Source organism: Hymenobacter sp. UV11, assembly GCF_004684095.1.
Classification (GTDB): domain Bacteria; phylum Bacteroidota; class Bacteroidia; order Cytophagales; family Hymenobacteraceae; genus Hymenobacter.
The window spans coordinates 371,943-391,878 of sequence record NZ_SRII01000003.1; the positions used below are offsets into that span (position 1 = coordinate 371,943).

At 62.8% G+C, this 19,936-nt stretch carries 20 protein-coding genes; 5 read left to right on the forward strand and 15 right to left on the reverse strand.

All coding sequences use genetic code 11. The features are described 5' to 3' along the window. The first annotated feature begins 65 nt into the window (after positions 1–65). A complete protein-coding gene (locus E4631_RS06560) occupies positions 66–452 on the forward strand; it encodes an MGMT family protein (RefSeq protein WP_133657596.1) in 387 nt (128 codons plus the stop codon). Between the two features lie 79 nt (positions 453–531). Here E4631_RS06560 and E4631_RS06565 read toward each other — a convergent pair whose 3' ends face one another. From E4631_RS06565 to E4631_RS06585, 6 genes are all read right to left on the reverse strand, one after another. Then, positions 532–1,029, reverse strand: a complete 498-nt coding sequence (locus E4631_RS06565) for a hypothetical protein (protein ID WP_133657595.1) — start codon at positions 1,027–1,029, stop codon at positions 532–534. Positions 1,030–1,213: 184 nt separating this feature from the next. Further along, a complete protein-coding gene (locus E4631_RS06570; RefSeq protein WP_133657594.1) occupies positions 1,214–1,702 on the reverse strand; it encodes a DUF4440 domain-containing protein in 489 nt (162 codons plus the stop codon). A 113-nt stretch (positions 1,703–1,815) separates the two neighbouring features. Further along, positions 1,816–1,980: a hypothetical protein gene (locus E4631_RS25835; protein ID WP_166648085.1), complete on the reverse strand. Its 165-nt coding sequence runs from the start codon at positions 1,978–1,980 to the stop codon at positions 1,816–1,818. Between the two features lie 68 nt (positions 1,981–2,048). Beyond that, on the reverse strand, positions 2,049–3,443 hold the full coding sequence (locus E4631_RS06575; protein ID WP_133657593.1) for a hypothetical protein: 1,395 nt from the start codon (positions 3,441–3,443) through the stop codon (positions 2,049–2,051). A gap of 129 nt (positions 3,444–3,572) precedes the next feature. Further along, positions 3,573–5,009: a hypothetical protein gene (locus E4631_RS06580; protein WP_133657592.1), complete on the reverse strand. Its 1,437-nt coding sequence runs from the start codon at positions 5,007–5,009 to the stop codon at positions 3,573–3,575. Between the two features lie 174 nt (positions 5,010–5,183). Continuing rightward, positions 5,184–6,134, reverse strand: coding sequence for a zinc-dependent peptidase (locus tag E4631_RS06585; protein WP_133657591.1), 951 nt, complete (start codon positions 6,132–6,134; stop codon positions 5,184–5,186). Between the two features lie 175 nt (positions 6,135–6,309). Between E4631_RS06585 and E4631_RS06590 the strand changes: the two genes are divergently transcribed. Further along, entirely contained in the window at positions 6,310–6,687 is a 378-nt protein-coding gene (locus tag E4631_RS06590) for a hypothetical protein (RefSeq protein WP_133657590.1), read from the forward strand. 255 nt (positions 6,688–6,942) lie between these two features. Here the strand turns inward: E4631_RS06590 and E4631_RS06595 are convergent, their stop codons facing one another. The 3 genes from E4631_RS06595 to E4631_RS06605 all read right to left on the reverse strand — a co-directional run bounded on the left by E4631_RS06595 (position 6,943) and on the right by E4631_RS06605 (position 11,013). Further along, positions 6,943–7,401: a hypothetical protein gene (locus E4631_RS06595; protein ID WP_133657589.1), complete on the reverse strand. Its 459-nt coding sequence runs from the start codon at positions 7,399–7,401 to the stop codon at positions 6,943–6,945. Positions 7,402–7,672: 271 nt separating this feature from the next. Continuing rightward, positions 7,673–9,589, reverse strand: a complete 1,917-nt coding sequence (locus tag E4631_RS06600; RefSeq protein WP_133657588.1) for an ABC-F family ATP-binding cassette domain-containing protein — start codon at positions 9,587–9,589, stop codon at positions 7,673–7,675. Between the two features lie 185 nt (positions 9,590–9,774). Continuing rightward, positions 9,775–11,013 carry a pyridoxal phosphate-dependent aminotransferase gene (locus tag E4631_RS06605; RefSeq protein ID WP_133657587.1) on the reverse strand — a complete coding sequence of 413 codons (1,239 nt, stop codon included), beginning with the start codon at positions 11,011–11,013 and terminating at the stop codon, positions 9,775–9,777. Positions 11,014–11,173: 160 nt separating this feature from the next. Here E4631_RS06605 and E4631_RS06610 point away from each other — a divergent pair, with 160 nt between their 5' ends. After that, the gene (locus E4631_RS06610; RefSeq protein WP_133657586.1) at positions 11,174–11,410 is read left to right on the forward strand and encodes a hypothetical protein; all 237 of its coding nucleotides are present in this window, start codon (positions 11,174–11,176) and stop codon (positions 11,408–11,410) included. Between the two features lie 52 nt (positions 11,411–11,462). Here the strand turns inward: E4631_RS06610 and E4631_RS06615 are convergent, their stop codons facing one another. The 6 genes from E4631_RS06615 to E4631_RS06640 all read right to left on the reverse strand — a co-directional run bounded on the left by E4631_RS06615 (position 11,463) and on the right by E4631_RS06640 (position 17,464). Beyond that, complete coding sequence (locus tag E4631_RS06615) at positions 11,463–11,918, reverse strand: hypothetical protein (RefSeq protein WP_133657585.1); 456 nt, start codon at positions 11,916–11,918, stop codon at positions 11,463–11,465. Positions 11,919–12,253: 335 nt separating this feature from the next. After that, entirely contained in the window at positions 12,254–14,224 is a 1,971-nt protein-coding gene (locus tag E4631_RS06620; protein ID WP_133657584.1) for a glycosyltransferase, read from the reverse strand. A gap of 119 nt (positions 14,225–14,343) precedes the next feature. Next, entirely contained in the window at positions 14,344–15,147 is an 804-nt protein-coding gene (locus E4631_RS06625; RefSeq protein ID WP_133657583.1) for a class I SAM-dependent methyltransferase, read from the reverse strand. A 42-nt stretch (positions 15,148–15,189) separates the two neighbouring features. After that, the gene (gene recR, locus E4631_RS06630; protein WP_133657582.1) at positions 15,190–15,804 is read right to left on the reverse strand and encodes a recombination mediator RecR; all 615 of its coding nucleotides are present in this window, start codon (positions 15,802–15,804) and stop codon (positions 15,190–15,192) included. A gap of 132 nt (positions 15,805–15,936) precedes the next feature. After that, positions 15,937–16,227, reverse strand: coding sequence for an ATP-dependent Clp protease adaptor ClpS (locus E4631_RS06635; RefSeq protein WP_133657581.1), 291 nt, complete (start codon positions 16,225–16,227; stop codon positions 15,937–15,939). A 208-nt stretch (positions 16,228–16,435) separates the two neighbouring features. Next, positions 16,436–17,464 carry an aldo/keto reductase gene (locus E4631_RS06640; protein WP_133657580.1) on the reverse strand — a complete coding sequence of 343 codons (1,029 nt, stop codon included), beginning with the start codon at positions 17,462–17,464 and terminating at the stop codon, positions 16,436–16,438. 255 nt (positions 17,465–17,719) lie between these two features. Between E4631_RS06640 and E4631_RS06645 the strand changes: the two genes are divergently transcribed. Together E4631_RS06645 and E4631_RS06650 are read left to right on the forward strand one after the other, a co-directional pair. Continuing rightward, complete coding sequence (locus tag E4631_RS06645; protein WP_133657579.1) at positions 17,720–18,277, forward strand: hypothetical protein; 558 nt, start codon at positions 17,720–17,722, stop codon at positions 18,275–18,277. A gap of 6 nt (positions 18,278–18,283) precedes the next feature. Then, a complete protein-coding gene (locus E4631_RS06650; protein ID WP_133657578.1) occupies positions 18,284–19,684 on the forward strand; it encodes a cytochrome P450 in 1,401 nt (466 codons plus the stop codon). The last annotated feature ends 252 nt before the right edge of the window (positions 19,685–19,936 follow it).

Sequence of the window (19,936 nt, forward strand, 5' to 3'; positions counted from 1 at the left end):
TGCGCGGGCGCAATGACGCGCCCGCCGGCCCGGAGGTTGCGCCGCCGGCCCCGTATTTTTGGCCCATGAAGAAGCCCGCCGCCCCGCTGCCGCCTACCCCCCCCGCCGAGCGCAACTACTTTGCCGACGTGCACGAGGTGGTGCGCCTGGTGCCGCCGGGCCGCGTCACGAGCTACGGCGCCATTGCGCACTACCTCGGCGCCCGGCACGGCTCGCGGGCCGTGGGCTACGCCCTTATGGCGGCCAACCTCGACGCCATCACCCTGAAAAAAGAAGCGCCCGTGCCCGCCCACCGCGTGGTGAATCGGCTAGGGCAGCTCACGGGGCGGCACCATTTCCCTACCCCCTCTGCCATGCAGGAACGCCTCGAAGCCGAAGGCGTGCGCGTGGCCGACGATGTGGTGGTCGATTTCAAGAAGCTGTACTGGGACCCGAGCGTGGAGCTGGCGTAGGGCCGCTCCTTTGGTAAACGCAAAAGGCTGCTGGTAATCGAGTTACCAGCAGCCTTTAAGTATGCGTAACTAGTGGGTATTACTTGTTTACTTCCAACGGGGCTGAGGCGATATGCAGGTAACTAACCTTCCAGTCATTCTTGCTGTCTTTGCTGGCTATCATCAAGTAAGAACCAGTATCTATGCCTCCCTGCTTGTATTTGGTCGCTTTAGCTGAAGGCAATACTTTTTGAGTGTAAAAGCCCGAGTAGTAGACCATATTGGCGTCACCACCTTTGGCTAGCGGCGTAAACTTGAAATCGGCGGTTCTACCAGTTGGTTTAAAAGCAGAAGTTACGGTGTCTCTGCCAGTCATCCGCTGTTTTAACGAAGTTCCAAGGACCACTACGTTGTCTGCCAGCAGGCTCCTGATTTTAGTAGTGTCTTCTTTCACAAGGGCTTCCATAAACTGCTCGCCGATGGTAGTGGAAGCCATGGTGGTGGCAGGGGCAGTAGCCTCAGCCGGTGGCGTACTCACGTTGCCAGAGCAGGCGCCGAGTAGCGCAGTCAGCGCCAGGAGGGGTAGGGATTTTTTCATGCTTGGGGAAAGAGAATAATGAAATTGCCGACAATCAAAGAGTTAGACTATCAAAAAAAACGAATGCATAAGCCAAGTAAAACGGCTCAGCTTGCTGCGTTGCTTGCATTGACACGTTTTCGCCTACAAAAAAGCTGCTGGAGATTCATCCTCAGCAGCTTTTTTGTAGGCGAAAACGTGACCTTTACTTGTTGACCTTGATAGGGTCTGTGGCTATGTGTACATACGCAACTTGCCAGGTAGCCCCTTCCTTGCGGGACAGAGTCATATAAGAGCCGTGGCCCGAAGCGCCTTTCGGAAGATTAGCCATCGGTTTGATGTCGTAGGTGTAATAGCCCGTGTCGTAGCCCATCGTGGCGTCGCTGCCCGACTGCAGGGGCGTAAGTTTTAAATTACTGGTGTTGTCGAATGTCTGCTTCAGCCAGGCAGTGCTCACCGAATCGCGGCCGCTTACCACCGCCTCCGTGTTGACGAGATAGCGTACCTTCTTCGACAGACAGGCGGTGGCTTTGGTCAAATCCTGCTGCTTCAGCGCATCGGTAAGCTGTTGCGTCAAAGCGGTCATGGTGGCTGGCCCGGCCGCGGCGGGGAGGGTAGCGGCCGGCACGCTGGCGTTGCCGGCGCCAAACGCCAGGAGCGTGGCCACGGCCAGGAGGGGTAGGGAGGTTTTCATACGCTGCTAGATGGGAAAGGTGAGCGGCAAATCTAGCAGAGAACCAAGAGTTTATGATGCTTTAAGGGGTTGAAAACCAGTAAAACAGGTAGAAATACTTGCCTCGTCCCGCGCTACTTGCCCGCTACCCCCGGCGCGGCCAGCGCCACGGTTTTGGGGTCCATGGTAATCTCGGCCAGGCGCTGGGCCACGGCGGGCGTTATGGTGGCCTGGTAGCGGCCGTGCAGGTACTGGGCCAGGAATTTTTCGGCGTCCGCAATCATGGCTAGGTTGTTCACGGGGCGGGCAAAGCCGTGGCGAAATTTGGACGCCAACCCGCGCCCTACCCCCCGCTAGCTGCCCGGTGCTACTTCACCAGCCGGTTGAGGGCGGCCGCGCCGGTGGCGTCCTTCACCTGGCGCAGGGGCTCGGAGGCGGCGGCCCGGCATTCGAGGTAAGTGGGCGCCTCGGCGGTAGGCGTGATGGGCAGGTACACGGCGGGGCCGGCGGCGGGCAGCAGGCACACGCGCAGCGGCTGCTCGCTGGCCGGCTCAAAGGTGAGGTAGTCGCCGGGGGCCAGTTCCTGGGCGGGCTGGTCGTCGGCCAGCCGGATGCGCACGGCGGGCCCTTTGTCGCCGCGCGGCCGGTACACAAACAGGTGCGTGGGCCGGCTGGCCGCGCCGGGCGTTTCGGCCAGGGTAGGGGCCTGGTCGAGGCTCACTGTGCCGGGCAGCAGGTGCAGCGTAAACAGCGCCCGGCGCCCCAGCGAGGGGGCGCTGGCGCTGGCCAGCACGCTGCCCATTAGCAGGGAGTTGTTGAATGAGCGCCCATTCACCGCCATGCGGTACTGCGGGTCTTCGCCCACCTGGCCGTAGTACACGAAGCCCGGCCCCTGCCGCCGCAGCCGGTAGTAGCTGCGCTCGCGGCGCACGTAGTAATCCTGGCCATCGCAGAAGCCCCAGGCGTCGGTCACCATTTCCAGCTTATTGGTCGGCAGCGGGCGGTAGAGCTTCACCTCCGAGTCGCCGGCCCACTCGGTGTTCAGGTAGGGGTGCTTTTCCACGTCGGGCAGGCCAGGCTCACTGGGCTGATTGTGCCAAAACTCGACCACCGAATGGTAGATGCCGGGCCGCGGCTGCGTGGCCGGCCGCAAGATGGGCAGCTGCTCCTCGGGGTGGGGGGTAGGGGCCAGCACGTAGGCGGCCGGGTAAGCCGGGCCCGCCGGCAGCCAGGCGGCCTGGCTGCGGGCTGCATCGGCGACGCCCAGCAGCAGCACGCCCAGGTTGGCGGCGTGCAGCTTGGTGGCATCGGTAAAGGGCCTGCGGTTCGATTGGGCGTGCACGTTGGCGTAGTGGCTCACCAGGCGGTAGGTGCTGTCGGGCTGGGGCGCGTAGAGGTCGGCGGTGCAGCCGGCCACGGCGGTTTCGTCGTGGCCCAGAGTTTCGGCTATTTCGAGGCCCGTGAGGCGCAGCACCAGCGGCACCGCGCCGGGCTGGCCGGGCGCGTAGGTGTCGTAAAACGGCTGCAAGGTGGCCCGCACTCCCGCCCGAAACGTAGCAGGCATCAGCAGCATCTCGCCCCGGCTCACACTGCCCACGCTGGCCCGCTGCGCCCGCGCATCTACCACGCGGGCAATGTAGGCCGGCCCCGGCGCCAGCGCGCCGCGCGAGGTAGGCGCATCTAGGTAGTAAATTCCTTGGGCGACCCCCAAGTGGCTCAGCAGCAGCGCACCCCCAGCCAGTAGTATAGTAATTATTCGCACAAATAGCAAGAAAAAACAGGCCCGAATTGCGGTAGTCTGCGGACGGCGCCTGCCCGCCAGTGGGTCAGCAGCTCAGCCCCGACCCGCAATAGTAGTGCCGGGCCCTATAGTTGCCCGGCCGCGCCGGCCTCAGCGCGCTGCCGACTGGCGCACCACCAGCGCCTGCAGGGCCGCCTGGCCCTGCGCCTTGGGCACCCAGCGCCAGTAGCGGTTGCCGGCCGCCAGCGGCGTTATTTCCAGATACAGGGGCTGGGCCGGATTAGGCAGCAGCATCTGGGCGGGGCCATCGGGTGGGCCCACGCCCTCCAAGCTCAGGCGTAGGGGTAGCACCGGGTGGAGGCACGTGAGCCGGCAGTAGCCGCCAGGGTAGAGGCGGGCCGTTTCGCGGCCATTTACCAGCACCCGCATCGCGTTCAGGTTGCGGGCCTGGGGCGGGCGGTAGAGGTACACGTAGGCAGTGTCTTCGCGCCGGGGCCGCAGCCCCGGAAACGAGCCCACTTCGCCGGTGCGCGGGTCGAGGGCCAGGGTCAGGGGCTCGCCGCCGGGCACGGGCGTAGTCAGCATCGGGTTCTGGCTCAGGCGCTGGGCCGGCTTTTGGGATAGGTAGGCCTGGTACTGCATATTATAGGCCGCTTCCCGCACGAAGGTGAAAAAGTCGTTGTACCGGTTGAGCGGGTAAAACTTGTCTTCCTGCTCAATAAACAACTGCTGCCCATCGCAAAAGCCCCAGATGCCGGGCGGCACAGCTCCCCGGCCCGCCCCCACCACGGGCCGCACCCGCGCCACGTGCCACCAGGCCCACCACCAGCGGGCCACCTGGCGCGCCTGGTAGCGGCTGGGTCGGTCGTCGGCCACCGTGTCGAGCCGGAAGGCCAGGGTAGTGTCGGGCTGGTTGGCCACAAACTGCGCAAAGCTGCGGTACAAGCCCCGGCGCGGGGCCTCGCGCAGGATGGCCGCCGCGGCTTGGGCGGCGGGCAGGGGGGTAGGCGCATCGGTGGCCAGCTGTGCCAGCGTGCGGGCGGGCTGCTGGGCGGCGCCGGCCCAGTCGGCCTGCGCCACCTGCCCCAGGCAGTAGCCCAGCAGCCGCGCCAGTCGGGTCGAAAAGTATAAGGCACTTTGGTAGCTGCTGCCGCCCCAGTGCCCGGCCACGCGCTGCACAAAACGGTAGCCATCAGGCTGGTGCGCGTACACATCGAAGGCCAGGTCGGTATCCGACTGCCACGGCGGGGTTTGCTGCGACGCGCCATCCGAAAGCATTTCGGTCAGTTGTAGCTGCCGCAGGCACAGCACCACCGGGTAGTCGGTGGGCCGGGCGGGCAGCCGGGCCTGCATAAAGGCGGTTAGCTCGGTGGCCGCGCCCTCGCGAAAAAAAATAGTGGCGGGTCGGGCCTGTCCGCCGTGGCTCATCACCCCAATCTGGGGGCTGCGGCGGCCATCTACCACGCTTTCCACGGCTACCGTGCGGCCGGGTACCTCCAGCGGCTCCTTGTGCAGGTCGATGTAGTATTCCTGGCCGTGGGCAGCCCCGGCCGCCGCCAGCAGCCCAGCAAGAAGCAGTGTTTTCATGGCAGAGAGAGGTAAGTAAGCCCCAGCCAACACACAGGGCACGGCCGGCACTTCGTTGGCTTCGCGCCGCTGGCTTCGCCACGAAATATAGCACTGCTGCTACTAAACTGAAAGCGCCTAGCGTGCCGCCCAACGAAGTTGGCTGACTTTTCTGCCTTCCTACCCCCCCTGTTTTTACGCGGCCTGGGCCAGGTGGCAGTTCTTATACTTTTTGCCCGAGCCGCAGGGGCAGGGTGAGTTGCGGCCCAGCACCGTCTTCTGGGCGCGCAGCTGGCGCAGCCACTGGCGTGGGTCGAGGTGGCGGCCGTGGGCCGTGAGCGTTTGCTCGGGGTGCTGGTGCAGGGCCTGGCTCAGCAGGTCGAAGAGTTCGGGGTGATTTTCCTGCAGCTTCTCGGGGCGCTCGAAAAAATACTCGTTCACCACCGCAAAAAACTCGGCTTCGTTAGTGCCGGCGTAGGGGTCGATGTCGGAGTGGCCGGCCCGGATGGCGGCCAATTCGCGCTGCATCATCTCGGCCCAGGCCGGGCGCAGGGCGGGGGGTAGGCCTGCGCCCGGCACGCCGTCAATCTCGCCGTCGGCTTCGTCCACGAGATGCGCAAACTCGTGCACGCCCACGTTATGCCGGTCCTCGGCGTCGGCAAAGCCCTGCACCAGCGCGGCCCGGCTCAGGCGCATATACTGCGAAGTCTGGAAGCGCTGCACCGAGCCCAGCAGCGTGCCTTGCAGGGGCTGCACCTCCTGCTCGGGCCGGGTTTCGAGCTGCCAGCTATCGGGCACAATCAGTACCTCGTGCAGCGTCGGATATTCCCAGCCCGGAAAGCCAAACACCGGAATCACGGCCGCCGCCGCCGTGAGCACCCGCGTGAGGTCGTCTACTTCGGTTTGCACGCCCGTGAGGTGGGTGCGGGCCAAAAAGAGCTGCATGGCCTGCTCGAAACGGGTTTTCTCGGCCGCCGCCAGGCCGTTGTAATAGGCTACGTTTTCGGTGAGCAGCGTGCGCCAGGCGGCCGGAAAAGGGGTAGCGAGCGCGGCCCGGCGGCGGCGCTGGTCGGCGGTGAGGTAGCGGTAAAAAACCAGCAGCAGGGCCAGCAGCACGGCCCCGGCCAGAAAATAAGGAAGTGACATGGCCAGCTTAACGGCCGGCCCGGCCCAGCGGTTTTGGCGCTGGCGGCAGCGGCAGGTTCTGGGTGGGCTGGGCCGCGGCCCGCGCCGCTCGTGCCGGGGTAGGGCGGGCCGTTTGGCGTTTCATGCGCAAATTTGTGGCGCAACTACTCCTTTTGTCATTCCCCTGCCTGCCCCGATGAACGCCGCTGACCTGAACGCCGCCCTGCTGGCCCTGATTGAGAAGAAAGCTGAGCTGCACACGCTCACCTACGACGACGCCCGCTACGACGATGTAGAGGAGTCGCTGCACGACCTCGAAGACGATTTTAACGAGGACTATGGCGCCGACCTGGAGGCAGTGCTGGATAAAGTCCACGTCGACCTCAAATCCGATACCGACGTGCTGCTGCCCACCGCCTACCTGCCCGCCACCGACATTCCGCAGAAAGAAGACGGCGTGTGGGTCGATTCGGAGAAATACCCTGGCCGCGTGCGCCTCGTGCTACGCGCCAACCCGCCCCGCTTCATCCTCACTACCAGCAAGGGCCAGGAGCACGAGCTCTGGAAAGCCTAACCCTCCCTGCCTCAGCCAAGGAGCCGCCCGGCTAGTGCCGCTGAGGTTGGATTGGGCCGCAACAAGCCCTCTCTGGCTGGCCAAACTACCTGGCCGGCTGGTATCCCTACCCCCCTCTGCGCGAGTGAAGGCAGAGATACCAGCCAGCAAGAAGACCCCGTTGTCGAAGTCACCTGCAGTTGAGCAGGCGACTTCGGCAACGGGGTCTTCTTGCTGGGCCGCGTGCTGGTTCACCGCAGTGAGCAGCACGCAAGCCTAGTGATAGTGCGGTACCAGAACAGGCTGCGCCAGCGCCAGGCGGGCACCCACCAACGCCGCTTCCAGCGACGGAAAATAGGCGGTGCGCAGCGCATAAGGCAGGCCGGAGGGGGTAGTGCCGTGGGCGTAGCGCTGGGTAGCGGGCGGGCTCAGCGAGGTGGGCGACTGCACTAGGCTCAGCTCGCGCAGCCCAACTGCGGCCGCGCGGGGAATGAAATCAGTCAGCAGCCAGTCCTGGGCCTGCACCGGAATGGCTTGCAAGCGGTGCACATCGCCCACCCAGCCCCAGGGTTGCTCGGGCGTAGAATGGGTTTCGAAGTAGCGCAGGGCAGCTTCCTGCAAAGCGATAAATTCGCTGGCGCTGGCAAAAGCGCGCCATTGGGTAACGATGCACGGCCCGCTGGTTTCGGTTAGCACCAAGCCGTAGGGGCGAGTAATAAGTACGGTAGTAGCCATAAGAGTAGGAAAGCGCTGCCTAAAAGCAATAACTCATCCAAACTAGCTCCTGCCCCTTAGTTGAACCTGCTTTTCGCTGCAAAACCAAACTTAGTCTGGCTATTATGCTAAAAAGGAGAGTAGCAGCTGGCAACAAGTACCAGCTGCTACTCTCCGTAGGAGGCCTTTGTAGAAAGCCGAAAAGGCTAACAGGCTCCGGATTTCCTAAGCCGCATTGTTCCCCAACCCCGCCACGCCAGCTCCTCGTGTGGAACCGGGTAGGCCAGGCTAGTTAAACAAAGTCGCTCAGCTCCAGCCAGCGCTCGCCTTTGGCGTCCAGGTCTTTATCAACGGCTTGCAGGCGGGCGGGCCAGGTCGTCAGGTCCTCCCGCGAGCCCTGGCCGGTGGCTAGGTTGGCCACAAGCTGCTCCTTTTCCCGTTCGAGCGCGGCAATGTCCTTTTCTAATTGCTCAAATTCCTTCTTCTCGGCAAAGCTGGCGCGGCGCTTGGGCGGGGCGGCCACCGGGGTGGGGGCGGCGGGCGTAGCGGCGGCTACTTTGGCGGCGGCGCGGGCGACCTTAGCGGCTTTTTCCTCGGCTTCGAGGGCGGCTTCGGTTTCGCGCTCGGCCAGGTAGTCGCGGTAGTCGGTGTAGTTGCCGGGGAAGTTGAGCACGGCCCCGCCCGGCTCCAGCACAAACAGGTGCTCGGCCAGGTTATCGAGGAAGTAGCGGTCGTGGCTCACGATGAGCAGGCAGCCCGAAAAATTGAGTAGAAAGTCCTCCAGGATGTTGAGCGTGCCCAGGTCAAGGTCGTTGGTCGGCTCGTCGAGAATGAGGAAGTTGGGGTTTCGTACCAGCACGCGCAGCAGCTGCAAGCGCCGCTTTTCGCCGCCGCTCAGCTTGCTCACCAGTGTGTACTGCTGGGCCGGCGGAAACAGAAACAGTGTCAGGAACTGGCTGGCCGTGAGCACGTCGCCGTTGGCTAATTCTACCACTTCGGCCACCTCCTTCACAATGTCAATCACGCGCTGGGTAGGGTCAAATTCCAGCTCCGTCTGGGTATAGTAGCCAAACACGGTCGTCTGGCCCACGTCCACGGTACCGCTGTCGGGCTTGAGCTTGCCAGTCAGCATGTTGAGCAGCGTCGATTTGCCCGCGCCATTAGGTCCAACCAGGCCGATGCGGTCCTTCTTTTTAAAGACGTAGCTGAAATCGTCCAGCACCACCTTATCGCCAAATTTCTTGTTAAGGCCGTCGGCCTCAATGATTTTGCCGCCCTGGCGGGTGGTTTTCACGCTCAGCTCCAACTGCTGCTTGCCCAGGTTGGTGCTGGCCTTTTCCTTGGTTACGTAGAAGGCGTCGATGCGGGCCTTCTGCTTGGTGCCGCGGGCCTGGGGCATGCGGCGCATCCACTCCAGCTCCTTGCGAAACAAGTTGCGGGCCTTCTCCACCTCCACGGTTTCGCGCATTTCGCGGTCAGCCTTTTTCTCCACGAAGTACGAGTAGTTGCCCTGGTAGCGGTACATGGTGCCCTTGTCAAGCTCCACGATTTCGTTGGCCACTTTGTCCAGGAAATACCGGTCGTGGGTCACCATCAGCAGGGTAAGGCTGGGCGAGTTGAGGCGGTTTTCGAGCCACTCGATGGTGGCTAGGTCGAGGTGGTTGGTGGGCTCGTCAAGTAGCAGTACATCAGGCTCTTCGATGAGCACGCGGGCCAGGGCCACGCGCTTACGCTGCCCGCCCGAGAGCTTGCTCACGTTGCGCGTCAGCAGCTCGCCCAAAATGCCGAGCTTGCCCAGAATCTGCTGCACCTGCGACTCGTAGTCCCAGGCGTTGAGCGTATCCATGCGCTCCATCACGCGCTGCAGGTCGTCGGGGTTGTGGTTGGGGTCGTTGACCACGTGCTCGTAGTCCTTCACGGCGCGCAGCGTGTCGTTCTGGCTGGCAAAGATGGTTTCCTCCACCGTCAGGCTTTCATCAAACACCGGCTGCTGGCCCAGGTACGTGACCCGAATGCCTTGGCGGCGCGTCACGAGGCCCGTATCGGGGTTCTCCAGGCCGGCCAACACGCGCATGAGCGTGGTCTTACCGGTGCCATTGATGCCCACAAAGGCAATGCGCTGGCCCAGCTGTAGTCCAAAGTTGAGGTTCTGAAACAGCCAGCGGTCGGCGTAATTCTTCGAGATATTCTCGGCGGATAGCAAATTCATAAGTCTTGCAAAGGTACGGCGGGGGTAGGGCGTAGTGAGGTGGGCATATAAAAAGAACGTCATGCTGAGCTTGCCGAAGCATCTCGCGTGGAGTACTAACTCAATCGTTTGACCGATTTTAGTACTACCCCACGTGAGATGCTTCGGCAAGCCCAGCATGACGCTCCTGCCGAAACCTTGCTTTCTTATTTCAACTCGCCCAGGCTGCGCTTGATGCGCCCAAACGCGTCGGCCAGCTTCTCATCGGCGGCGGCGGTGCTGAAGCGGATGCAGTCGGGCGCGCCGAACGAGTCGCCGGCCACGGCCGACACGAACGTGTCGCGCAGCAGATACAGCGCCAGGTCCGACGAGTCGTTGATGAGCGTGCCATCGGGCGCGGTGCGGCCGAAGAAGGCCGACACGTCGGGGAAGATGTAGAAGGCGCCTTCGGGGGTAGGCGTCACGAGGCCGGGAATGTCCTTTACCAGGTCCAGCACGAGGTCGCGGCGGCGCTTATAGGCCGTCACCATCTCATCGGCCGAACCCCTACCCCCCTGCAAGGCGGCCAGGCCGGCGCGCTGCGCGATGGAGCAGGTGCCGGACGTAATTTGGCTCTGGAGCTTGTCGCAGGCGGCGGCCAGGGCGGGGTGCGCGGCCAGGTAGCCCAGGCGCCAGCCCGTCATGGCGTAGCCCTTTGAAAAACCGTTGACGGTGATTACCTGGTCTTTAACCGCATCGAACTGCGCCAGGCTCACGTGCTCGCCGGTGAAGTTGATGTACTCGTAAATCTCGTCGGCGATGGCGAAGATGCCGGGGTGGCGGGCCAGCACCTCGGCAATGGCGCTCAGCTCGGTGCGGCTGAACACGGCGCCGGTGGGGTTGCAGGGCGAAGAGTACATCACGGCCTTGGTGCGGGGCGTGATAGCGGCCTCAAACTCGGCAGCCGTCACCTTGTAGTCGTTTTCGAGCGTGCCCATGATGGGCACGGCCACGCCCTCGGCCAGCTGAATCTGGGCGGCGTAGCTCACCCAGTAGGGCGAAAAGATGATAACCTCGTCGCCGGGGTTCACCAGGGCCATGATGATGTTGCTGAGGGCCTGCTTGGCGCCAGTGCTCACCACAATCTGGTTGGGAGCGTAGGTCAACTGGTTGTCGCGCAGTAGCTTGTCGCAAATGGCCTGGCGCAGGTCGAGGTAGCCCGGTACCGGCGTGTAGAAGGTGTAGCCCTCGTCAATCGCCTTCTTGGCGGCTTCCTTGATGTACTGCGGCGTCTGAAAATCGGGCTCGCCGAAGCTCAGGTTAATCACATCTACGCCCTGGGCGGCCAGCTCGCGGCTTTTCTTGGCCATGGCGATGGTCGCCGACTCCTGAATCTGGAGGATGCGGTCGGAGAGGTAGGCGGTCGGGTCGGCCGGCGCGGTAGCCGCAGAGTTGCTGGGAGCCATATTCTTAAGCAATAAAAGAAGGTGCGAGTCGCAAAAGTATTCGAAAACTGCTGGTTCTTGCGCACTTAATCCGCGTAAAAGCAACATTTGTAGCCATTCGCGCCTTCTACGCTACCCCCGCTTGCCTGGGGCGCCTCCCTTAATTTTTGCCAAACCTGCCATGCCAACCGCCGACCTGCCCGCCACCAAGATGCTCACGTTCCTGTCCGAAGTGCCCAAATCCGGCCCGCCAGTCGCGCCCGTGCCCTTCAGCAGGGCCGAACTAATGGGTTTTAAGGAAGTAAAAGAATGGCTTGCCAAAGGCTACGAGCTGGACAGCTTCGAGAATAAGCTGTCGCCTAAAAACCCGGCGCAGGTTATTCTGTTAGTCGTGCTCGCTCGTAGCGCGGATATTTAGTTGTATAGAAATTGAGCTGTTAGTTGACGGCTAGTAGCCGAAGGCTCACTGCTTAAAGAGTCGTTTTAGCGACGGCCGCCAAGTAATAGGTGTTGTTGATTTTCGAAGAGGCATCGATTACCACTTTGGTTTGCACGACATCATCGACTAGAATTTCGACGGCGTAGCTAGCGGCCGGGTTAGGCACTACTGTACTTGAAGGTGTGATGGCCCGGAAGGAAATTTCCACAAAAATGACATCTCCACTGTTTCTGATGCCACCGTCGAGCACTTCCGTGTCATTGTTGCGAGCTGAGCCAGCGCCGAGTTGCTCCGGGAGATTGTTTCCGGTTTGCCGCGAAAAAGTGTACTGTGCGCCAAGTCCATCGAGTGACTTGGCCGTGAACCGAACTTGCACTTTGTGCTGACCGGCGGGTAAAACGTTGTACTCGCTGACGCGCGAACAGGCCCCTAAAAAGGTCACTAGAAGAAATAGGCCGATAATCTTGAATGTCCGGTTCGAGGGCATGGTTAATTGTATTAATGGGTTAATGGCTACGTGTACGCGATTGCGTGAGAAATGGACGAAAATAGTATTACTACGCTGCCTGAAGAAGTAAAATGGCATTAAATATCATAAAATTGCAAATTACATGCCGCTTTTAACGAGAAGCGAGAAGCAAGAAGCTGGAGGAGTTGGAGGACTTTCTCGAATTAGTTGTCAAAACGTGCGTAAGCACGGTATAACGTCTGTTTATTAAACGGAACCGATGCAACTGTTCGCCGGATAGAGCGAAGAAGGGTGTCCCCGCGTCCTCCAACGCGGACTTGAACAGGCGGTTCCCAGCAGCTAGCCGCGGCGTCCTACCCTCCCAGGCTGCGCCAACCGCGCCAGAGCACTGCTAGGTCGAGGCCCGGCGCGTAGTCTTGCGCATATAGCCATTCCAGGCGGCACTGGGTTGCCGCCGACAGCGACTCGGTAGCCGCAGCCACGTCGGCCGGGGAGAGCACAGCGGGATAGCGGCTGGCTTCGGGCAAATAGCGCAGACCCACCCAGCTGCAGCGGCCGCGCAATACCTGGGCTACATTGGGCAGCAGGCCGCCGGGCCGATGCTGGCCCCAGAGTAGTAGCGGGCTCAGCATCAATACTATTCCTGCAAGGACCAAGTCGAGCAGGCGCTTGTTGCGGCGCTGGGCGGGCTGGCCCAGGCGCCACGAGCGGTCGAGGGCATAGTAGTCGCCGGGTGCGTCTTTGCGGCTGCTGCCGATGATATACTGGCTGCCCGCCGGCAAAATCTTGTAGGCCACCGGCGGCTGGGCCGGCAGCCGGGCCATAAGGTCGATAATCTGACTAGCGGGCAGGTCCTGGCCGCAAAAAATCAGTTCTGTGAGGCCGTAGATGCGCAGAAGTGCGGGCAGCTCGGCCACCGGGCCGAGGTGGTCGGCAAGGAGAGGGGTAGGGGCGGCGTTCGAGTTTTCATCGGGTGTGATGTAGCCGATAATCTTGGCGGGTACCTGGGCCTGGGCCAGCAGCTGGCGCACGCGCTGGCTTTCGGCCTGGCTGCCCACGATGGCCAGGGTTTTGGGGCGGTTTTCGCTCAGGCGCAGGTTGCCGTGGCGCAGCCAGTGGCTGAACACCCGCCGGCCCACCAGCGCCGCCACCGCCCAGGTACCGCCCAGCACAATCAGGGCCTTCGAGAAACGCCAGCTGTCAAAGAAATTCGACACCGCCGAAATGAGGACCGTGCCTACGGCTACGCCCCGCACCACGCGGCTGGTGCGCGCCGGCGGGTCGTAGCCCCCACTGAGCCAGGTAGTGGTCAGCCACACCACGATGTAGAGCGGCACGGCCACCAGCATGTACCGGGGGGGGTAGGGCAGGGGCACGTACTTGTTGTTGCGCTCCCAGTATATTTTGAGGGCAAATATGCCGGCGTAGAGCAGGCCGGCATCGAGTAGCACCGGGGCAGCGGCGCTGGCCAGGCGCTGGGCCACCGCCGCGCCCGCCCGCAGCCAGATGGCTGCGTTTATCAGCAGCGAAAACAGCCCGGCCTGGCTGGTGGCGAAGTGCTTGCGGGCAAAAATGACCATGGCGCGGTAAAAAACGAACACGTAGTTGACGCTCGTGCGCTTGGTGCTCTCACCCTTGTAGTGCAGAATGCGGGTGCCGGGGAAGTACCAGTTTTGCCAGCCGCCGCGCGTGAGGCGGTACGAGAGGTCGATGTCCTCGCCGTACATAAAGTAGTCTTCATCGAGCAGCCCTACCCCTTCCAGCGCGGCCCGGCGCAGTAGCATAAACGCGCCGCTGAGCACTTCTACCTCGTGGGCCTCGTCTTTGTCAAGAAAACCTAAGTGGTAGCGCCCGAACGTGCGCGAGCGCGGAAACAGCCGCGCCAGCCCAAATATCTTGTAAAATGCCACCGCCGGGGTAGGCAGCCCGCGCTTGCTTTCGGGCAGGAAGCCGCCCTGGCCGTCGAGCATCTGCACGCCCAGGCCGCCGCAGCGCGGGTGCGCGTCCATAAAGTCGCAGCAGCGCCGGAAGGTAGTTTCCTCTACCAGCGTGTCGGGGTTCAGCAGCAGCTGGTACTCGCCGGTGGCCAGCCGCAGGGCCTGGTTGTTGGCTTTGGAAAAACCCGGATTATCAGGGTTTTCCAGCAGGATAACTTCCGGAAACAGCGCTCGCACCATCGCTACCGAGTCGTCGGCCGAGTGGTTATCCACCACGAATACCTCTACCGGCTCGCCCAGCGCGGCCGCCGCCACGCGCACCGACAGCAGCGTCTGCTCCAGGAAGTAGCAGACGTTGTAATTGACGATAATGACGGAGAGCTTCACGTGTTAGCTAGTAGCCAGTAGCAGTTAGCTGATAGCTTTTTTCAGCCGAGTACCCAGCAGCGTAAACAGGGCGACAAAGCTAACAGCTAGCAGCTAACCGCTGCTTGCCGAAAAACCAGCTACGCCTTACGCAGTAGCCACATATCCTGGCTGAGCCGCTGGCCCTGCTGCTGGCCGGGCTCGTGGCGCAGCACCTCCAGGCGCTCGCCAAACAGCTGCCGCAGAAACGCTGGTGGCTGAAAGGCGGTAAATACCCGGTGGCCCTCCCGCACCTGGCGCCGCTCCACCAGCGCGCCGGCGTCGAACTGCGCCTGCTCGGCCGGGGTAAGAATGGCCCGAAACGCGGCCCCGTGCGTGGTGAGCAGTAGCACGCCGCCGGGCCGCAGCACGCGCAGCAGCTCAGCCAGCCAGCTCACGTGCCCGGCCGCCGAGAGGTGCGTAAAAATGGAAATGCCATAGGCCGCATCTACCGAGCCGGTGGCCAGGGCCAGTGGCGGGCTCATGCCATTGTGCAGAAACGTGATGCCCGGCAGGTGCGCCCAGCACCAGGCCACGGACTCGGCGTTGGCATCGGTGCCGGTAAACTGGCAGCCGCCGCCCATAACCTCGGGCAGGTGCCGAACCACGCGGCCCGGCCCGCAGCCCCAATCCAGCACGTGCTGGCTTTGCAGACTGGTATAGGGCGCCAGCTCGTTTTTCACCCACTCCGCCGTTTCGCGGCCGCCCGCATAGTAATTGCGGTAGCGCAGCTTAAACGACTCGTACATGAGGTAGTCGGGGGGTAGGGCCACGGCCGGGTGGGCCGCCCGGAACGCCCGGTTCTCGCGGTAGTAGCGCGCGCGCAGGAGCCAGTAGCGCAGCCGGTCGGCCAGGTGCAGCAGGCCGGCTTGCCGCAGCCAGGTGCTGAGGGTGGCTTTATTCATGGGCGCAATATCGGGGCAACGCCTCGCTGCCGGCCTGCCGGGTTATCGGGCCTGGCGCTGGCGCTCCACGATGCTGCGGCCGAGCGTGATTTCGTCGGCGTACTCCAGCTCGCCGCCCATCGGGATGCCGCGGGCGATGGTGCTGATGTTGAGCTGCTCGAAGTCGCGCAGGCGGCGCGAGAGGTAGAAGGCCGTGGTGTCGCCTTCCATCGTGGGCGAGATGGCCAGAATAATTTCGCGGATTTCAGAATCCTCGGCCGCCGCGCGGGCCACCAGCGAATCGACCTGCAGGTCGGCCGGCCCTACCCCCTCAATGGGCGAGATAACGCCGCCCAGCACGTGGTACACGCCCTGGTACTGCCCGGTATTTTCGATGGCGATAACGTCGCGCACGTCGGCCACCACGCACACCATGGCGTGGTCGCGCAGCTTATTAGCGCAAATGCTGCACTCCTCGGCGTCCGAAATGCTGTGGCAGGTGCGGCAATATGTGATGTCGAAGCGCATCTTGGCCAGCGCCTCGGCCAGGTTGGCGGTGGTGTCGCTTTCGGCCTTGAGCAGGTGCAGCGCCAGGCGCAACGCCGTTTTTTTGCCGATGCCGGGCAGCCGCGCCAGCTCGACTACCGCGTTTTCAATAAGCTTGGAAGGAAAATCCATTCTGGGAATAAAACGATTTTGTCATTGCGAGCAACGCGAAGCAATCGCACCAGAACGAGTCGTTCGGGTTTCGTTCTGGTGCGATTGCTTCGCGTTGCTCGCAATGACAAAATCGCCCCTATAACTAACTAATCAAACAATATCAGCCGAAATTCCCCGGTCATGGATGGCCGAGCAGCGGGGCTCCAGCTCCTCGTAGGTGCCATTCTTAACCGCGCACTTGCCCTTGTGGTGAATGAGCAGCGTGCACTGCTCGGCCTGCTCGGGCTCGTGGCCGCACACCTCGATGAGCGTCTGGATAACGTGCTCAAACGTGTTCACGTCGTCGTTATAGACGATGAGCGTGCGCAGCTCCTGCTCTTCTTCGAGCAGCAGTACGTCATCCTGGTAATCAATCTGTGGTCGGGTAGCGGGAAATGCCATGACGCAAAAATACGGCGGCCGGCGCCGACGGTAGTACGTGGGTATCGGCTGATAACCGTGCGCGCGGCGGTTTCGTTTCGCCGAAAACCGGAATAGTAGCCGGGTTGGCACATTTCTTACCAAGGCGCTACCAAAAGCACGCCCCGCCGCCCGGGCCGCCTGGTGAGCGGCTGGGGCAGCGGGGCGTGCTTAAACAGCGCTAGTTGCGCTACTCTACCTGGCGGTCGCCGCCGGTGAAGCCCAGCATCCAGCCCGGGTACTCAGGTGCGAGCTTGCTCACCTCATCGAGCTGCTGCAGCTCTTCGGGCGTAAACTTGACGTCTACGGCCGTGAGGTTGTCTTCGAGCTGCTCCATCTTCTTGGCCCCGATGATGACGGTGCTCACTACTTTTTGGTGCAGCAGCCAGGCTAGTGCCAGCGAGGCCACGGTGCTGCCCTTGGCCTCGGCCATGGGGCGCAGCTTATCCAGAATATTGAACGCCAGGTCTTTGTTAACGGGCGGGAAGTCGAAGCCGCTGCCGCCGCGGCGGCCTTCAGCCTCCTGGTTTTCGCGGGTGTACTTGCCGCTGAGGAAGCCGCCGGCCAGCGGGCTCCACACCATGAGGCCCACTTTTTGGTCGAGTAGCAGGGGCACCAGCTCGCGCTCCAGGTCGCGGCCCGCCACGGTGTAGTAGGCTTGCAGCGAGGCGAAGCGCTCCAGGTGCTGGTAGTGCGAGATGTCGAGCGCCTTCATCAGCTGCCAGGCGGCCAGGTTGCTGGCCCCGATGTAGCGCACCTTGCCGCTGCGCACGAGGTCGTCGAGGGCCCGCAGGGTTTCTTCCAGCGGCGTGAGCGGGTCGTAGCTGTGAATTTGGTAGAGGTCGAGGTAGTCGGTTTGCAGGCGCTTGAGGCTGGCTTCGGCCTGGGCAATAATCTGCTTGCGGGTGAGCCCCACGTCGTTGGGGCCGTCGCCCATCTTGCCGCGCACCTTGGTGGCCAGTACCACGTCGTAGCGGTTCACGCCCAGGTTGTGCAGCGCCTGGCCGGTCATTTCCTCCGACTGGCCCTCGGTGTACACGTTGGCCGTGTCGATAAAATTGATGCCCGCATCCAGCGAGCGCTTGGTGAGCGCGTCGGCCCCGGCCTGGTCTACGCCATTGATGGCGGCAAAGCGGCCGCCCGAGCTGCCAAAGGTCATGGTGCCCAGGCACAGCTCCGACACTTTCAGGCCAGTATTGCCTAAGAGATTGTATTTCATGGGTTGTTGGGAAAAGGAATGAAGCGTGCGCCGGGCCCTACCCCCCTGGTGAGTGGCAAAGCTGGGTCCGGCGCGGTGCTATGGTAAACCGCTCAGGAGCCAGGGTGTTGCAATTGGGGTAGGGGGTAGGGGCTGTCAAGCGTAAATTTTCGGGCCGGCTTTACCGGTATTTTTGGGGAAAACGCCGGAATTGAAAGTAGAATGTGACCAGCTAAACCGCTCATTTTACCTCTCTTCCTGTTCCTTTGCAGCTACATGCCCGTTCCTTCCGCCGAATTTAAAAAAGCACTGGCTCGCCTCTCCGACAAGGAGCTGGCGGCGCTGCTGCTACGCGCCGTGCGCCGCGACGCCGAGCTCTACGACACCTACACCTTTGAGCTTCTGCCCGATGTGACGGTGGCCACCGTGTACGAGGCCAGCGCCGACCGCATTCACGAGCTGTTCAACGTGGCCGTGACGGGCCGCCTGCTCAACCGTAGCCTCGTGAAGGCCCTGCGCGGCGCCGTGCAGGAGGCCGCCCGCGCCCGCCGCGTTACGAAAAGCAAGCAGCTTGAAATAGACCTGAGCATGTACACCCTGCGGCTGATTTTTGAGAACTACACGGGGCAGTTCGACAGCGTGTACCAGGGCTTTTTCGTGGGTACGGCCCGGCTGGCGGTACGCCTCACCAATCTCATCCCCAAGCACCTGCATGAGGACTTGTGGCTTGAATACAAGCCCGAGCTCGATGATTTTCTGACCCAGCTGCACGGCCGCAAAAAGAGCCGCGAGCTGAAATTTGAGCTGCCCCGCGAGCTGGTGCTGACTTCCTGAAAACCCATGGCTGACGCTCCGCTCCCTACCCCCTCCTGGCCGCGCATACCCCGCCTCGTAACCCTGCGCAGCTCGCTGCAAGCGGCCCGCGACCCGGTGGGTAACCTCGACAAGCTGCTGGCGCACTACGGCGACACGGTGCACCTGTTTTTGGGCGGCGCGCGGCCGTCGGTCGTGACCCGCGACCCGGCGCTGGTGCAGCACATTCTGCAAAAAAACCACCGCCGCTACCACAAGTCGGACCTCACGCACGGGCTGGTGCGCTACCTGGGCAAGGGCCTGCTCACCAACGAAGGGGCCGACTGGCTGCGCCAGCGCCGGCTCATTCAGCCGGGCTTTCACCGGCAGCGGCTGGCGGGCCTCACGCGCCTCATGCGCCAGGCCGCCGACGAGTGGGTGCAAGACCTGAAATTGCAACTATCTGACCAAAAGCCAGTAGTGGAGCTGGATGCCCACGCCGCCATGACGCAGGTGGCGTTTCGCATCGTGGCGCGGTCGGTGTTTGGCGACAGCCTGGGCGAGGAGCAGCTCACGCAGCTCAGCGACTGGCTAACGGCCATTCAGGCGTTTTACGTCAACACCATCCGGCAGCCCTACTTGCGGCCCTGGCACTGGGCGCGGGGCAACTACGGCCGCCACGACCAGCTGGCCCGCAACCTGCGTGAGCTGGTGCGCGGCGCCATAGCCCGGCACGAGGCGGCATTGGCGGCCGCCCCCGCCGGCGCCCTACCCCCCAACGACCTGCTGCAAATGCTGCTCGATGCCCGCTACGAGGACGACGGCACGGCCATGAGCGAAAACCAGCTGCTCGACGAGCTGAACATCCTGCTCATTGCCGGCCACGAAACCTCGGCCAATGCCCTGGCCTGGGCCTTCGCCCTACTGGCCCACCACCCCGAAAAGCAGGAAAAGCTGGCCGCCGAAATAGCGCGCGAGCTGCCTAATGGGCAAGCAGTTGAGTTTGAGGACCTGCCGCGGCTGCCCTACGCCCTGCACGTGGTGCAGGAGGCCATGCGCCTCTACCCGCCCGCCTGGATAATCGACCGCACGGCCACCGAAACCGACGAGTTTGCCGGCGTACCCATCGCCAAGGGGACAATTTTCTCGCTCTATATCTACGGCCTGCATCATCATCCTGGCCTGTGGCCCGATGCGGAAGTATTTAACCCCGAGCGCTTTGCGGCTGGTGCTGCGCCCGCGCCGCCCGCCTACGGCTACCTACCCTTTGGCGGCGGGCCGCGGCTGTGCGTGGGCCAGCAGTTTGCCCTCACCGAGCTGCAGCTAGTCTTGATTCAGACGCTACGCGAGTTTCGGGTGGAGCCCACCGAGGCACCGGTACCGGGCATGAATCCGCTCATCACGCTGCGGCCCGCCGGCGAGCTGCGTCTGCGCTTTCGGCGGCGATAGGGGGGGTAGGGCCGGGGTAATAATGCGTTGCTTCACAGCTCATTCACCCTGCAAAGCATGGGGTTTATCGCACGCAACAGCCGCTACCGACACTGGTGCCGGTAGTACTTCAAAATCACCCTCAATTACGTAGTTACTGCGGTTCTCACGGCTGGGTACCTGCGCCGGTCCGACGGCGGAGCCGTCCGACCGGTTGACGCGTGCGCTGCTTTGCCAGTCGTTTCGTCCTCGTTCCCGCGTCAACCGGTCGGA

Excerpts from the sequence above, each read along its gene's own strand:
- E4631_RS06560 (WP_133657596.1), top strand. The coding sequence starts at position 66 with ATGAAGAAGCCCGCCGCCCCGCTGCCGCCTACCCCCCCCGCCGAGCGC.
- E4631_RS06565 (WP_133657595.1), bottom strand. The coding sequence starts at position 1,029 with ATGAAAAAATCCCTACCCCTCCTGGCGCTGACTGCGCTACTCGGCGCC.
- E4631_RS06570 (WP_133657594.1), bottom strand. The coding sequence starts at position 1,702 with ATGAAAACCTCCCTACCCCTCCTGGCCGTGGCCACGCTCCTGGCGTTT.
- E4631_RS06580 (WP_133657592.1), bottom strand. The coding sequence starts at position 5,009 with ATGAAAACACTGCTTCTTGCTGGGCTGCTGGCGGCGGCCGGGGCTGCC.
- E4631_RS06585 (WP_133657591.1), bottom strand. The coding sequence starts at position 6,134 with ATGTCACTTCCTTATTTTCTGGCCGGGGCCGTGCTGCTGGCCCTGCTG.
- E4631_RS06590 (WP_133657590.1), top strand. The coding sequence starts at position 6,310 with ATGAACGCCGCTGACCTGAACGCCGCCCTGCTGGCCCTGATTGAGAAG.
- E4631_RS06595 (WP_133657589.1), bottom strand. The coding sequence starts at position 7,401 with ATGGCTACTACCGTACTTATTACTCGCCCCTACGGCTTGGTGCTAACC.
- E4631_RS06600 (WP_133657588.1), bottom strand. The coding sequence starts at position 9,589 with ATGAATTTGCTATCCGCCGAGAATATCTCGAAGAATTACGCCGACCGC.
- E4631_RS06605 (WP_133657587.1), bottom strand. The coding sequence starts at position 11,013 with ATGGCTCCCAGCAACTCTGCGGCTACCGCGCCGGCCGACCCGACCGCC.
- E4631_RS06610 (WP_133657586.1), top strand. The coding sequence starts at position 11,174 with ATGCCAACCGCCGACCTGCCCGCCACCAAGATGCTCACGTTCCTGTCC.
- E4631_RS06615 (WP_133657585.1), bottom strand. The coding sequence starts at position 11,918 with ATGCCCTCGAACCGGACATTCAAGATTATCGGCCTATTTCTTCTAGTG.
- E4631_RS06625 (WP_133657583.1), bottom strand. The coding sequence starts at position 15,147 with ATGAATAAAGCCACCCTCAGCACCTGGCTGCGGCAAGCCGGCCTGCTG.
- recR (WP_133657582.1), bottom strand. The coding sequence starts at position 15,804 with ATGGATTTTCCTTCCAAGCTTATTGAAAACGCGGTAGTCGAGCTGGCG.
- E4631_RS06635 (WP_133657581.1), bottom strand. The coding sequence starts at position 16,227 with ATGGCATTTCCCGCTACCCGACCACAGATTGATTACCAGGATGACGTA.
- E4631_RS06640 (WP_133657580.1), bottom strand. The coding sequence starts at position 17,464 with ATGAAATACAATCTCTTAGGCAATACTGGCCTGAAAGTGTCGGAGCTG.
- E4631_RS06645 (WP_133657579.1), top strand. The coding sequence starts at position 17,720 with ATGCCCGTTCCTTCCGCCGAATTTAAAAAAGCACTGGCTCGCCTCTCC.
- E4631_RS06650 (WP_133657578.1), top strand. The coding sequence starts at position 18,284 with ATGGCTGACGCTCCGCTCCCTACCCCCTCCTGGCCGCGCATACCCCGC.